Origin of the sequence: Plesiocystis pacifica SIR-1 (assembly GCF_000170895.1) — a bacterium.
GTDB classification, from domain to species: Bacteria; Myxococcota_A; Polyangia; order Nannocystales; family Nannocystaceae; genus Plesiocystis; species Plesiocystis pacifica.
Genome location: NZ_ABCS01000019.1, coordinates 54563 through 67910 on the forward strand (window position 1 = coordinate 54563; position 13348 = coordinate 67910).

The following is a 13348-nucleotide window of genomic DNA, read 5'->3' on the forward strand; positions in this document are numbered from 1 at the left end:
ATCCCAGGGGCCTTGGACGACTTGTCGCACGTCGCCGAGGAGATCTCGAGATCGGCTCTCCCATGGGCGCGAATTTCGAGGTCGAGGGGTCGCTGGGGTGCTCTCGGGGGCTCTGGAGCCCCTTGCCAAGAACGGACCATCGCGCGCGCATGGACCCGGCCAGCCTCCGAGGATACGGTCACCCGCGCCTCGTGGCGCCTACACAGATACTGATCTTTGGATCGAGAGTTGCCAAGATCCCGAGCAGACACCCCGTGCGCTTTCCATGCGGCGTTGGCACGTCTTTGCGATCCTTGAGAACTTACTTTCGCTCGGCCTCGCAAACCCGCATGGCAAGCGGACTTGCGGGCCTCGGACCGCGCAAAGTCGCTGCTGTTGCCATCGGCCTGCCCCGGCCCTGCACAGCCCCTGAAAAAATGGAGTGATTCCAGATAGTTGAGAAATACCTCGGAGCTGTTGCAGGTGTGTGGCGGCGCGGTCTCAGCCCCTTGTGAGATCATAAAATCGAGTGATTTCATGGAGTTATCAGCCGCGCGGATGACGGCGCTTGCACATCAGGGGGTGGGGTGAGTACAAACCCGGGCCCCCGCTGCGGCACGGGTCTCACCGGCCCCCACCGAGCCCCGCTCGGCCAGGATATCGCGGCGAAGACGCACCCCACGTGCGCGCCATGCGGCGCGTTACGAGATCCACAGATCCTGCGAAATCCCGATTTCCACAGGCTGTGGAAGGGGGACTTCTATGCCCAGAAATCCCCCATCTTTTCAACCACTTGAAAGTTATCCACAGGCAGGACGGAGCTGTGGACAGGAGGCTCATGGCGGACATTTGGAGCGAGGCACTGCAGGGGCTCGAACCCCGGCTCGACAAGCAGACCTTCGACATGTGGCTTCGGCCCATCCGGCTCGCTTCGATCGAGGACGACCGCCTCCGCCTCCACGCGCCGAACCGCTTCCTCAAGGAGTGGTTCGAGACGCACTACCTCGCGCTCGTCCTCGATGAGATCGAGGGCCGCCAGGGCCGGCGCTTTGGCGTGGAGCTGGAGATCGTCGAGCCCGCCGAGCCCGCGAAGGCTCCGGCCGCGTCGTCCACCGAGACCTCGATTGCTCAGAGTCCGGCCGCGCAACCGACCGTCACGCTGCGCCGAGGCCCCGAGGCGCCCACGGGCCTGCACCCCCGCTACCGCTTCGACTCCTTCATCAAGGGCGCGTCCAACGAGCTCGCCGCGTCCGCGGCCATGGCCGCCTCGGACGCCCCGGGCACGCGCTTCAACCCGCTGTTCATCTACGGCGGCGTCGGCCTGGGCAAGACCCACCTGCTGCACGGCATCGGCCACGAGCTGCACCGCAAGGACCCGAGCCTGCGCATCGTCTACCTCAGCGCCGAGCACTTCATGAACGAGTTCGTGACGGCGGTGCGCAACAACCAGTTCGACGAGTTCCGGGCGCGCTACCGCAAGGACTGCGACTGCCTGCTGATCGACGACATCCAGTTCATCGCCGGCCGCGACCGGACCATGGACGAGTTCTTCCACGTGTTCAACGCGCTCTACGAGGCCGGCAAGCAGATCGTCGTGACCTCGGACCGCGTGCCCGCGGACATGCCCGGCATGGAGGCGCGGCTGACCTCCCGGCTCAACTGGGGCCTGGTCGCCGACGTCCAGCCGCCGGACCTCGAGACCCGCATCGCGATCGTCCAGGCCAAGGCCGAGCGCGACGGCATGGAGCTGCCTGCGGAGGTCTGCCTGACCATCGCCGAGCTGGTCCGGTCCAACGTCCGCGAGCTCGAGGGCGCGCTGCTGCGCGTGACCGCCTTCGCCCAGCTGCGCGGCGTGGCCATCGACAAGGCCTTCGTCGAGTCCGTGCTCGGCAAGCGCCGCGTCGACAAGACCCCGATCACCATCGAGGCCGTGCAAAAGGCCGTCGCCGGCTACTACTCCGTGCGCATCAGCGATCTCAAGGGCAAGCGCCGCCACCGGGGCATCTCCCGCCCGCGCATGGTCGCCATGTACCTGTGCCGTCAGCTGACCGACTCGAGCTTCCCGGAGATCGGGATGCGCTTCGGCGGCAAGGATCACTCGACGGTGATCAACGCGTGCAAGCGCATCGCCGCCCTCCAAGAGGACGACGAGGAGCTGCGCGGCGCCGTCGAGTCCCTGCGCGGCCAGCTGGCGAGCTGAGGCTCTCCGAGCCGGCTCGGGGACGGACCTCGCGGGCTGGCGTGCGTGAGGCCGATGGCTCGTTCTGGCGCGCTCAGCCGGGGACGCGGGCCACCATCTCCACCTCGATCAGGAGTTTGGGCCCCGCGAGCACCTGGACGCCGACGCCCGTGATGCTGGGCTCCACGCCGTCGAGAAAGTCGGCGAGGGGGGCGAAGATCGCCTCACTCTTGTCGGGGGTCCAGTCGACCACGTAGACGCGCAGGGCCACGATGTCGTCCTGAGTCGCGCCGACGGAGTCGAGGCAGGTGCGCAGGTGGTCCATGACGATCTTGGTCTGCTCCCCGTGGGAGTCCGGGGGTGGTGTGCCGTCGGGCCTCCAGGCGACCTGACCGGAGAAGAACGCGAGCTCACCCGGCTCGACGACGCTGACTTGGGAGTGATGGTTGACGGACGAGTCGAAGAGTCCCGGTGGGTTGAAGCGACGGATCGGAGTGTTCATGCTCGTGGGCCCTGCGGGTGTTGCTCGCTAACGGTAGACCTTCGATTGCTGAACTGGGTTCGCGGCACTGAGGACGAATTTTCGCCTCGCCAGCCCCGTCGACCTGGTCGAGACTGAGTCGTGGACGTGGGGCAGGGAGGGCGTGGCGTCGTCCACGACGGCTAAAATAGACAGGGACTGTGATTTACTCACAGTCCCTGAGTCGTGGACGTGGGGCAGGGAGGGCGTGGCGTCGTCCACGACGGCTAAAATAGAAGGGGCTGTGAATTCCTTCACAGCCCCTGAACTCGACGGCTGCGATGAGCACCCAGGCCAAGCTCAACGAGATCTTGATCTTCATGGCGGTCGCCGACGCGGGGACCTTCGTCGGGGGTGGTCGCGCGCTCGGTCTCACGGGCTCGGCGGCGAGCAAGGCCGTGTTGCGCCTCGAGTCTCGCCTCGGCGCGAAGCTGCTGTACCGGACCACCCGCGCTGTCAGCCTGACCGACGAAGGGCGGGCCTTCTACAAAGGAGGGGTTCGGATCGTCGAAGCGATCGAGGCCGCGGAGTCCAGCGTCGGCGGCGACGTGGGTGAGCCCCGCGGAACCCTTCGACTCACGGTCCCCGACGCCTTCGGTCGCAGGGTGCTGATGCCGTTGGTGCGCGGGTACCTGGAGCGGTGGCCGAGCGTACGCGTGGAGATCAGCTTCACCGATCGCCCGGTCGACCTCGTCGAGGAGGGCTTCGACCTGGCGATCCGAATCGGGGGCGCGAGCGCGAGCGAAGGCCTCATCTCCCGCGTCGTCGCGCGCTACGAGGTGTTCATGTGCGCGTCGCAGGCGTACCTCGACGCCGAGGGCACGCCGCGGACCCTCGGTGAGCTGGAGGCCCACGAGGGCATCGTGTTCCGCAGCGGAACGACCTCGCAGGCTTGGACGCTCACGAGCGCCGACGGTGAACGGGCGCGCCACCGTCCACGCTCCCGCGTCGCCCTCGACAGCGGCGAGGCCATTCGCGACGCGACGCTGGCCGGCCTCGGGATCGGCTACCTCCCCGAGTTCCTCGTCGGCGAGGACCTCGGCGCGGGACGCTTGGTCCGCCTCCTCCCCGAGATCGACGCTGGCGTCGCTCAGATCGTCGCCCTCTACCCGAGCAAGCGCATGCTCGAGCCCCGCGTCCGGCAGTTCATCGACCTCGTCATCGCGCAGCTGCCTCACCCGAGCACGGGCGCGTGACCGGGGCGGCCGCTGTCGGGGTCACGCATTGCGCCGCCCTCGCGCTTGTCGGATCATGGGCCGACATGGCCTGGGTCAAGATCAGCTCCGGGGCGCAGGCGGGCGCGCGGATCCGCCTGGACCAGAACAAGCTGACGGCCGGGCGCGACGCGGGCAACGACATCGAGCTGCGCGACAGCAAGGCGTCGCGGCGGCACCTGGAGTTCGTGTGGGTCGAGGACCACTACGAGGTGGTCGACCTGGACAGCAAGAACGGGACCCGGGTCAACGGCGTGCCGGTCGAGCGGCGGGCGCTGAGCGACGGCGACTGGATCGAGGTCGGGGGCTACGTGCTGATCTACGAGTCCGAGACCGACCTGCCCGCGCGCGACGTCCAGATCATCACGGGCTGGCTGCGGGTCGTGGCCGGGCCGCGGGCGGGGGCGACCTTCCTGCTCGGCGAGCGGACCTGCACGGCCGGGCGCGACCCGGGCAACGTGATCCAGCTGGTCGACGACGACACCTCGCGCCGCCACGTGCAGTTCAAGTGGACGGGGCAGCACTACGAGGTCCAGGACCTCAGCAGCACCAACGGGACCTTCGTCAACGAGGCGCGCATCGACGAGCCCGTGCGCCTCGACGACGGCGACCTGGTCCAGGTCGGCGCCCACGCCCTGCGCTTCGAGCTGCTCTCGGCGGCGCGCTACCGCGACGAGACCCTGCGGGCCAAGGACGTGCGCGTCGAGAACCGCGTCGAGCAGACCAAGGTCATGCGGAACCCGCTCTATCGCCGCCCGGCCGCGCGCAAGGCTGCCCGACCCGCGGTCGACTCGGAGTACGGCATCGAGCTCCACGGCGGCGACGCGGACAGCTTCGAGCACAGCGTTGAGGTGGGGCACAGCAGCTCCATCGACTTCGAGGTCGACGTGGACCTCGAGGAGAGCCTGGTCATCGACATCGAGGTGGAGTCGGGCCCGGACCTCAACGCCGCCCTCGGGCGCTTGCTCGAGCAGGCCCGCGGCGACTCGCCCCTGGCGGATTTTTGGGCGGCCATGCTCGACCTGCTCGTCGGCGCCCTCGAGCCCGACCGGGCCCTGCTGCTGGCCTTCAAGGGCCCGAGCCTGGTCGCCCGGGGGATCTACGCCGAGGGCCGCACGGGCCACCGCTCCATGCCGCCGGACCTCGAGCAGGGGGTGGTCCGCGAGGTCCTCAGCACGCGCCGGGGCCTGTGCGTCCGCGACCTGCTCATCGGCCGGGGCGAGACCCCCGCGCGCCTGCTCTCGCTGCCGAGCACGGCTTTGTGCGCGCCCTTGAAGACCATGGCCTTCGACTGCGGCGTGGTCTACCTCGATCGCCTGGGCCCGAAGGTGCGGGCCTTCAGCGACCACGAGCTCAACTTCTTGCGCAACGCTGCGGGGCACATCGCCGAAGGCGTGGCCGCCCGGCAGCCGCCTTGAAGGGCGAGGGGCTTTCACCGCTTGGGCACGAGCTGGGCCCTGGTTGGAGGCGATGCAAAGCATCGACCAGCTTTGGAGTGGATGATTAAAAAGAAAGTAAATAGCCATTGTGTGAGCTCACCGAAAATCCACGACGGGGCACGTCGCTTTTCGTTGACCCCCACGGCGAAGCCGGCTAAGGCTTGAAGCATGCACGGCGCCGCAGCACCGAGCCAAGCCAGGACCGCGCCCGCGGCCTGGTCTTCGGCCGCCCGCGGCCAGACGCCCTCCGCTGGCGAATTCGTGCTTCTGAGCGCCCCTAGCCCCGTGCTAGCGGGCGTTTCGCAATTGATCGGCTCGAGCCTTCCGGTCCTCGCTCTCGTCCTCGTCCTCGTCATTGGAGGTGGGGCGGGGCTCTGACGCGAGACAGCAACTCGAAGCGCAGAGCCCCGCACCTCCCAAGGTCGCGGGGCTTTCGCTTTTGAGGGCGTCGACGCCCGCAGGTGGGTCCTTTGACCCGGCCTCGGCCGCGCCTTGCCTCGCCTCCAATCACCGCACTCGCGACTCGCACTCAAACGTCGTTTCAATGTCTGACTCCAAGCCCATTCAACGACCCAGTCAGCTCGTCACCCTCGGGCCCAGCCGCGCCCCCGCCCGGGCCATGCTGCGCGCCACGGGCCTCGAAGACGAGGACCTCGCCAAGCCGCTGATCGCCGTGGTCAACACCTGGAGCGACGTGACCCCCTGCAACGTGCACCTGCGCGGGCTCGGGGAGGCGGTCCGCCGCGGGGTCCAAGACGCTGGCGGAACGCCCTTCGAGTTCAACACCATCGTCGTCAGCGACGGCATCTCCATGGGCACGGAGGGCATGCGGGCGTCGCTGGTCTCGCGGGAGGTCATCGCCGACAGCATCGAGCTCGCCGTGCGCGGGCACAGCCTGGACGCGGTCGTGGTCATCGTGGGCTGCGACAAGACGATCCCGGCGGCGGCCATGGCCCTCGCGCGCCTCGATCGTCCGGGGCTGGTCCTCTATGGCGGCTCGATCGCCAAGGGCCGGCACCGGGGGGCCGACGTCAGCATTCAGGAGGTCTTCGAGGCCGTGGGCGCCTGCGCGGCCGGGCGCATCGACGCGGACGAGCTCGACGCCATCGAGCGCAGCGCGTGCCCGGGCGCGGGGGCCTGCGGGGGCCAGTTCACGGCCAACACCATGGCCCAGGTGCTGACCTTGCTCGGGCTCTCGCCCCTGGGCGCGAACGACATTCCGGCCACGCACCCGGCCAAGCTCGAGGTCGCCGAGGCTTGCGGGCGTCAGGTCCTCGAGCTGCTCGAGCGCGAGCTCCGGCCGAGCAGCTTGCTGAACCGGGCGGCCTTCGCCCGGGCGACGGCGGGGGTGGCCGCGAGCAAGGGCTCGACCAACGCCGTGCTCCACATCCTCGCCATCGCCCGGGAGGCCGGCTGCGACTTCTCGTTGCGCGAGCTCGACGAGGTCTGCGCGGCGACCCCCGTGCTCTGCGACCTCAAGCCCTCGGGGCGCTACCTGGCCGTCGACATGAGCGAGGCCGGCGGGACGGCCCTGCTCGCCCGGCGGCTGTTCGAGGCCGGGCTGTGCGAGGACGGGGCGAGCGTCGACGGGCCCTCGCTCCGGGCCCTGGTCGCCGACGCCCCCGAGCGCGAGGGGCAGCGGGTGATCCGGCCGGCGAGCCAGGCCTTCGCGCCCCGGGGCGGGCTCATGGCGCTGTTCGGCAACCTGGCGCCCGAGGGCTGCGTGCTCAAGCTGCCCCCCGAGCTCCCCGAGGTGTTCGAGGGGGTCGCCAGGGTGTTCGACGACGAGGACTCGGCCTTCGCCGCGGTGCAGGCCGGCGCCGTCGAGGCCGGCGACGTCGTCGCGATCCGCTACGAGGGGCCGGCCGGCGGCCCGGGCATGCGCGAGATGTTGGCGGTCACGGCTGCCCTCGTGGGTCGGGGCCTCGGCGGGCGCGTGGCGTTGATCACCGACGGGCGCTTTTCGGGGGCGAGCCACGGGCTGGTCATCGGCCACGTCGCCCCCGAGGCCGCCCGGGGCGGCCCCCTGGCCAGGCTCCGCGACGGCGACCGCGTGCGCATCGACGTCGTCGGCCAGCGCCTCGACGTGCTCGACGCGGACTTCGAGGCCCGGCGAAGCCCGGCCGCGAAGGCGCCTCGCTACCTCACCGGCGCCCTCGCCAAGTTCGCCGCGCTGGTCGACTCGGCCAGCGAAGGCGCCACGACTTCTCGTCCGCAGTTTTGACTTCTCACCCCGACTCCAGCTCCACACCAATCCCCAGAGACAACACCATGCACGTCTTCACCGAGCGAGACCTCACCACCACCCTCGACTCCTCCACCCGCGTCTGCGTCGTCGGCTACGGCAGCCAGGGCCGCGCCCACGCCCTCAACCTCCGCGACTCCGGCGTCGACGTCGTCCTGGGCCTGCGCCCGGGAGGGGCCAGCGCGCGCCAGGCCAGCGCCGAGGGCTGGTCGCCCCGGCCCATCGCCGAGGCCGTCCAGGGCGCCTCGATCGTGATGATCTTGCTGCCGGATACGGCCCAGCCGGCGGTGTTCCGCGAGGCCATCGCGCCCCACCTCGAGCCCGGCGCGCTGCTGATGTTCGCCCACGGCTTCAACGTCCACTACGGCCAGATCGACGCGCCCGCGGGCGTCGACGTGGCCCTCGTCGCGCCCAAGTCCCCGGGCGCCATGGTCCGCCGCGAGTACACCCGCGGCTGCGGCGTGCCCTGCCTGATGGCCGTGCACCGCGACGCCACGGGCAGCGCCCGCGCGCGCACCCTGGCCTACGCCCACGCCATCGGCGGGACCCGGGCGGGGGTGCTCGAGACCAGCTTTGCCGAGGAGACCGAGACCGACCTATTCGGCGAGCAGGCCGTGCTCTGCGGCGGCGTGACCGAGCTGGTGACCAAGGGCTTCGAGACCCTGGTCGAGGCCGGCTACCAGCCCGAGATCGCCTACTTCGAGTGCCTCCACGAGCTCAAGCTGATCGTCGACCTGATGCACGAGGGCGGCCTGGCCAAGGTCCACCAGTTCGTGAGCGAGACGGCGATCTACGGCGACCTCAGCCGCGGCCCGCGGATCGTCGACGCCGGGGCCAAGGCGCGCATGAAGGAGGTCCTCGAGGAGGTCCAGACCGGGGCCTTCGCGCGGGAGTGGTTGGTCGAGAACCAGGTCGGCAAGCCCAGCTACCGGCGCATGCTCGCCCGCGACCTCGAGCACCCCATCGAGGCCGTGGGCCGGTCCCTGCGCGCGCGCATGACCTGGCTCGAGGAGGGGCCCGGGGACGCGGACCAGGAAGACCGGAGCGCCGCGCAATGAACGGCGCCCAGGCCCTGGTCCACGCCCTCGAGGCCGAGGGCTGCACGCACGTCTTCGGCTACCCCGGCGGGGCGATCATGCCGGTCTACGACGCGCTGCGGGACAGCCCCATCGAGCACGTCCTCGTTCGCCACGAGCAGGCGGCCGCCCTCGCGGCGGACGCCTGGGGCCGGCTGCGGCGCGAGCCCGGGGTCTGCCTGGCGACCTCGGGGCCGGGGGCGACCAACCTCGTGACCGGCATCGCCAACGCGGCCATGGACTCGGCCCCGCTGGTCGCGATCACCGGGCAGGTCCCCACCCAGGTCCTGGGCACCGACGCCTTCCAAGAGCTCGACGTGTTCGGCGTGACCATGCCGATCGTCAAGCACAGCTTCCTGGTCCGCGACCCCGACCAGGTCGCCTCGACCCTCCACGAGGCCTTCGCCATCGCTCGGGAGGGCCGGCCTGGGCCCGTGCTCGTCGACTTGCCCAAGGACGTGCAGATGGCCCCGGCCTCCGTCGAGGGGGCAGCTCGGCGCCCGCTCGCGGCGACCGAGCCCGTCGATCCGGCCGGCCTCGTCCGCGCCCTGGATCTCCTCGACGCCGCCGAGCGCCCCTTGGTCTACGCGGGCGGGGGCGTGGCCATGGCCAGCGCCGTCGAGGCCTTCCGCGCCTTCATCGAGGCCAGCGGAATCCCCTGCGTCACCACCCTCAAGGGCCTGGGCCTGCTGCCCCGGGAGCACGACGCCTTCGTGGGCATGCTGGGCATGCACGGCACGACGGCCGCCAACGCCAGCGTCCAGGCCTGCGACCTGCTCGTGGTCGTCGGCGCCCGCTTCGACGACCGCGCGACCATGGCCCTCGGCGAGTTCGCGCCCGCGGCCCGGGTCATCCACCTCGACGTCGATCCTGGCGAGGTCGGCAAGCTGCGGGCCGCCGACGTCCGGCTGATCGGCGACCTCGCCAGCGCCCTCGCGGCGCTCTCGGGCCGGCGCAGCATCCCGGCCTGGCGCGACCGCTGCCGGGCCCGCAAGGCCTCGGCCCGGCCCCGCCTCGACCACCCCGGCCCCGGCGTGTTCGCCCCCCGCTTGCTCGACCGCGTCAGCGAGGCCTTCGGCGACGAGCTGATCCTCGCCTGCGACGTCGGCCAGCACCAGATGTGGGTCGCCCAGCACTGCCGCATCCCCGAGCCCCGGGTGCACCTGAGCTCCGGGGGCCTCGGGACCATGGGCTACGGGCTGCCCGCGGCGATCGGCGCAGCCCTGGCCGAGCCCGAGCGCCACGTGCTGTGCGTGACCGGAGACGGCTCGATCATGATGAACATCCAGGAGCTGGCGACGGTGAAGCGCTACGGCCTGCCCGTGAAGATCCTGCTCCTGGACAACGCCTGCCTGGGGCTCGTGCGCCAGTGGCAGGAGCTGTTCTTCGAGGCCCGCTACTCGGAGATCGACCTGTCCGACAACCCCGACTTCGTCGAGCTCGCCGAGGCCCTGGGCATCCCCGCCTTTCGCATCGAGCGCGCCGACCAGGAGGCCGAGGCCGTCGAGCGCCTGCTCGCCGCCGAGGGCCCCACGCTGTGCCACTGCGTCATCGACCCGCGCGAGAACGTGTGGCCGCTGGTGCCGCCCGGCCAGTCCTTGAACACCCAGATGCTCGGGCCCCGCGGCGGGCCGAGCTGAGCGTCCCCCTTCGAACTCCAACGTTCCATCCGCCTAGAGAGCGCACCGTCATGTCCCAGATTCGCCAGCCGATCCTCGCCGACCGTCCCCAACTGAGCATTCGCTTCACCGAAGCCGAAGGCGCGCTGACCCGAGCGCTGCTGGTCGTCGGGCGCCGCGGCTGGTCGATCGCCGACTTGCGGGCGTGGCGGGAGCCGGGCTGCCTGCGCGTCGACGCCCAGCTCGAGGCCACGCCCCGGGCGACGCCGCTGCCGGCCCGCGTGCTGCAGCGTCAGCTCGCCCGCCTCCACGACGTGTCCGAGGTGGTGCTCCGGCCCCCTCGCGTCCCAACCGGCGAGCGGCCACCATGCTAGGCGCGCTCGCCCCGTCCGCGCCGGCGCAGCCCGAGGTCGAGATCGAGGATCCTGCGCTCGCGGGCCTGCGCCCCAGCTTTGCCGAGATCCTGGGCGCGCGTCGGCGCCTGTCGGGCCTGCTCCCGCCGACGCCGCTCGTGCGCCACCCCGGGCTGTCGGCGCGGGTCGGCGTCGACTGCCTCGTCAAGCTCGAGAACACCCAGCCCGTCGGCGCCTTCAAGGTCCGCGGGGGCCTGAACCTGCTGCTCACTTCGAGCCCCGAGCAGCGCGCCCGCGGCTACGTCACGGCGACCCGGGGCAACCACGGCCAGTCCTTGGCCTACGCCTGCGCCCGCTTCGGCAGCCGCTGCGCCCTGGTCGTCCCGCGCGGCAACGATCCCGCCAAGAACCGGGCCATGCGCGAGCTGGGGGCGGAGCTGCTCGTCACGGGGGTGGACTTCGACGCCGCCTGGGAGGCCGCCCGCGGCCTCGCCGAGCAGCGCGGGGCGACCCTCGTCCACCCCGGGGCCACGCAGGCCCTCGTCGCCGGCGTCGGCACCTGGGCCCTCGAGCTGCTCGAGCAATCGCCGGGTCCCCTCGACGCCGTGTTCGTACCCGTCGGCGTGGGCAGCTGCGTCGCGGGCACGGCCATCGCCCTGCGCGCGCGCAGCCCCCACACCCAGGTCATCGGGGTCCAGAGCGCGGCGGCCCCGGCCATGACCCTGGCCTGGCGCGGGCGGAGCGACGCCGGCCATCCGCCCGCGCCGACCCTCGCCGACGGCCTCGCCGTGGGTCGGGTCGTCGCCGAGACCATGGCGGTCATGCGCGCCCTGGTCGACGACATGGTCCTGGTCGACGAGGACGCCCTGGCTCGGGCGATCCGCTGGTACGCCGAGACCCTGGGCCAGCTCGCCGAGGGCGCGGGCGCGGCCGCGCTGGCCGGCGCCCACCAGCTCGCGTCGCGCTTTCGGGGCGGTCGCGTGGCCGTGTTGCTCAGCGGCGGCAACGTGGACCCGCGGCGCCTGCTGACCGTGCTCACCGGTGAGGACCGCGAGCGCGGTTAGTCAGGGGCCTGGCAGCAGCAGCGCAGCTCGCCGTTGAGGGACGAGCGCACGGGCGAGTCGCAGTCGGTCAGCTGCGACTGCCCGGAGCCCGGGTCCCGGCAGACCTGATCGGTCACGCCGAACAGCTGGGTCGCGCCCTCGCAGCCGGGGGTGGTGCAGCCCGGCTCGAGGGGGCAGCCGCCCTTGATGCAGCGGCTGCCCGCGCGGGCGCACAGCTGGTTGCAGTCCTCGACGGTCTCGCTGGGGCTGCAGGTCGACCACGCGCCGTCGCCGACCTCGACGGTCGGGGTCTCGGCCTCTTTCGCGGCGCGCTCCCGGGCCTCTTGGTTCCAGCGCACGAAGAACACCACGAGCAGGCCCAGGAAGCCGACGACGAGCAGCGAGGCGACGGTCCAGGGCGGGGGTCCTGCGCGCTTGGGGCTGGGCGAGCGGGTCTGCGAGAGGTGGGAGAGCTGGGTCGGGCCCTCGTCGCTCGCGTTGGCTGCCGAGGGCTCGCGCGAGGGCTTGGTCGTCGCGCGTCCCCGCGGGGCGGCGCGGTCGGCCTCGGTCGCGGTGCGCTCCCCGGTGCGGGTGTGGAGGTCGACGGAGAGCTCGCTGAGCGCCAGCCCCGAGCTCGCCGCCGAGCTCGGGCCCGAGTGGGGGCGCGCGGGGGACGGCTCGCCGACGTCCACGCCCGTCTCCGTGACCTCCTCGGTCCCGACCATCGCCGAGCTCGAGTGCGCGGCCTGGGTCGGCTCGGTGCCTTGCGGCAGGGCGTCGGACTCGACGAACTGCCGGACGAGGGCCTCGAGCTCGAAGCTCAGGTCGCGCAGGCCGGGCCAGCGATCGAGGAGCGCGAGGGCTTCGCGGGCTGACTGGACCCGCTGCCCAGGATCCGCCGCGAGCAAGGCCACGCGCAGGGCGTCGAGCTCGGGCGGCACGTTCGCGTTGTCGAGGGGCGGGATCCGGCCGGCGAGGATCATCCCGTAGAGCTCGCCGTCGTCGGCGGCTTCGCTGCGGAATTTCTTGTTGTCGAGGAGCTCGTGGAGGATCGCCCCGACCGCGAACAGGTCGATGGTCGGCTCCCGGGCGTTGCCGCGCAGCTGCTCGGGCGGCATGTAGCGCGGCTTCCCGCGGATGTGCCCGCCGCTGGTCTCGTCGCTCGACAGCCGCGCGATGCCGAAGTCCATCAGCTTGACTCCGCCCTCGACGGACAGCATCACGTTCTGCGGCGAGACGTCGCGGTGGATGATCTGCCCCTTGGTCCCGCGGTGGTCGACGCTGTGGGCGTAGTCGAGGGCGCGGAGCAGCTTGGCGACGACGTGGGCGACGAGCCCGACGTTGAGCCGCCCGCCCTGGGCCCGCAGCCGCGCCGTGAGCCGGGCCAGGTCGAGGCCGTCGACCCACTCCATGACCATGCAGCAGGTCGAGCCCTCGGCGATCACGTCGAAGACCTGGACGATGTTGGCGTGGGTCAGGCCCATGGACAGCCGGGCCTCTTGCACGAACATCTGGCGCAGGGGCTCGGAGTCGGCGTGGCGCGCCCCGAGCATCTTGATGGCGACGATCTTCGCAGCGCCGATCGTCGTGGACCGCCGGCCGAGCCAGACCTCTCCCATGCCGCCCTCGCCGAGCTTGCGCAGCAAGGTGTAGCCGCCCACGCGGGTCACGCTTCCTTCTC

At 71.4% G+C, this 13348-nt stretch carries 10 protein-coding genes; 8 read left to right on the forward strand and 2 right to left on the reverse strand.

Features of this window, described 5'->3' with window-relative positions:
- The first annotated feature begins 817 nt into the window (after positions 1–817).
- A complete protein-coding gene (gene dnaA, locus PPSIR1_RS12230; RefSeq protein ID WP_006971376.1) occupies positions 818–2179 on the forward strand; it encodes a chromosomal replication initiator protein DnaA in 1362 nt (453 codons plus the stop codon).
- Between the two features lie 73 nt (positions 2180–2252).
- Here the strand turns inward: dnaA and PPSIR1_RS12235 are convergent, their stop codons facing one another.
- A complete protein-coding gene (locus PPSIR1_RS12235; protein WP_006971377.1) occupies positions 2253–2660 on the reverse strand; it encodes a RidA family protein in 408 nt (135 codons plus the stop codon).
- 299 nt (positions 2661–2959) lie between these two features.
- On the opposite strand from PPSIR1_RS12235, the gene PPSIR1_RS12240 reads away from it, so the two are divergent.
- The 7 genes from PPSIR1_RS12240 to PPSIR1_RS12270 all read left to right on the forward strand — a co-directional run bounded on the left by PPSIR1_RS12240 (position 2960) and on the right by PPSIR1_RS12270 (position 11688).
- The gene (locus PPSIR1_RS12240; RefSeq protein WP_006971378.1) at positions 2960–3874 is read left to right on the forward strand and encodes a LysR family transcriptional regulator; all 915 of its coding nucleotides are present in this window, start codon (positions 2960–2962) and stop codon (positions 3872–3874) included.
- 65 nt (positions 3875–3939) lie between these two features.
- Entirely contained in the window at positions 3940–5310 is a 1371-nt protein-coding gene (locus tag PPSIR1_RS42505) for an FHA domain-containing protein (protein ID WP_006971379.1), read from the forward strand.
- Between the two features lie 565 nt (positions 5311–5875).
- Positions 5876–7555 carry a dihydroxy-acid dehydratase gene (ilvD, locus tag PPSIR1_RS12250; RefSeq protein ID WP_086001263.1) on the forward strand — a complete coding sequence of 560 codons (1680 nt, stop codon included), beginning with the start codon at positions 5876–5878 and terminating at the stop codon, positions 7553–7555.
- A 47-nt stretch (positions 7556–7602) separates the two neighbouring features.
- Complete coding sequence (gene ilvC, locus PPSIR1_RS12255) at positions 7603–8634, forward strand: ketol-acid reductoisomerase (RefSeq protein ID WP_006971381.1); 1032 nt, start codon at positions 7603–7605, stop codon at positions 8632–8634.
- The gene (gene ilvG, locus PPSIR1_RS12260; RefSeq protein ID WP_006971382.1) at positions 8631–10292 is read left to right on the forward strand and encodes an acetolactate synthase 2 catalytic subunit; all 1662 of its coding nucleotides are present in this window, start codon (positions 8631–8633) and stop codon (positions 10290–10292) included. Before ilvC ends, ilvG begins: the two co-directional genes overlap by 4 nt.
- Before the next feature lie 50 nt (positions 10293–10342).
- Positions 10343–10645: an ACT domain-containing protein gene (locus PPSIR1_RS12265; protein ID WP_006971383.1), complete on the forward strand. Its 303-nt coding sequence runs from the start codon at positions 10343–10345 to the stop codon at positions 10643–10645.
- Positions 10639–11688: a threonine ammonia-lyase gene (locus PPSIR1_RS12270; protein ID WP_006971384.1), complete on the forward strand. Its 1050-nt coding sequence runs from the start codon at positions 10639–10641 to the stop codon at positions 11686–11688. The genes PPSIR1_RS12265 and PPSIR1_RS12270 overlap by 7 nt, the downstream gene beginning before the upstream one ends.
- Here the strand turns inward: PPSIR1_RS12270 and PPSIR1_RS12275 are convergent.
- On the reverse strand, positions 11685–13337 hold the full coding sequence (locus PPSIR1_RS12275; protein ID WP_006971385.1) for a serine/threonine protein kinase: 1653 nt from the start codon (positions 13335–13337) through the stop codon (positions 11685–11687). The genes PPSIR1_RS12270 and PPSIR1_RS12275 overlap by 4 nt on opposite strands.
- Between the last annotated feature and the right edge of the window lie 11 nt (positions 13338–13348).

Excerpts from the sequence above, each read along its gene's own strand:
- PPSIR1_RS12235 (WP_006971377.1), bottom strand. The coding sequence starts at position 2,660 with ATGAACACTCCGATCCGTCGCTTCAACCCACCGGGACTCTTCGACTCG.
- PPSIR1_RS12265 (WP_006971383.1), top strand. The coding sequence starts at position 10,343 with ATGTCCCAGATTCGCCAGCCGATCCTCGCCGACCGTCCCCAACTGAGC.
- ilvC (WP_006971381.1), top strand. The coding sequence starts at position 7,603 with ATGCACGTCTTCACCGAGCGAGACCTCACCACCACCCTCGACTCCTCC.
- PPSIR1_RS42505 (WP_006971379.1), top strand. The coding sequence starts at position 3,940 with ATGGCCTGGGTCAAGATCAGCTCCGGGGCGCAGGCGGGCGCGCGGATC.
- PPSIR1_RS12240 (WP_006971378.1), top strand. The coding sequence starts at position 2,960 with ATGAGCACCCAGGCCAAGCTCAACGAGATCTTGATCTTCATGGCGGTC.
- ilvG (WP_006971382.1), top strand. The coding sequence starts at position 8,631 with ATGAACGGCGCCCAGGCCCTGGTCCACGCCCTCGAGGCCGAGGGCTGC.
- dnaA (WP_006971376.1), top strand. The coding sequence starts at position 818 with ATGGCGGACATTTGGAGCGAGGCACTGCAGGGGCTCGAACCCCGGCTC.
- ilvD (WP_086001263.1), top strand. The coding sequence starts at position 5,876 with ATGTCTGACTCCAAGCCCATTCAACGACCCAGTCAGCTCGTCACCCTC.
- PPSIR1_RS12270 (WP_006971384.1), top strand. The coding sequence starts at position 10,639 with ATGCTAGGCGCGCTCGCCCCGTCCGCGCCGGCGCAGCCCGAGGTCGAG.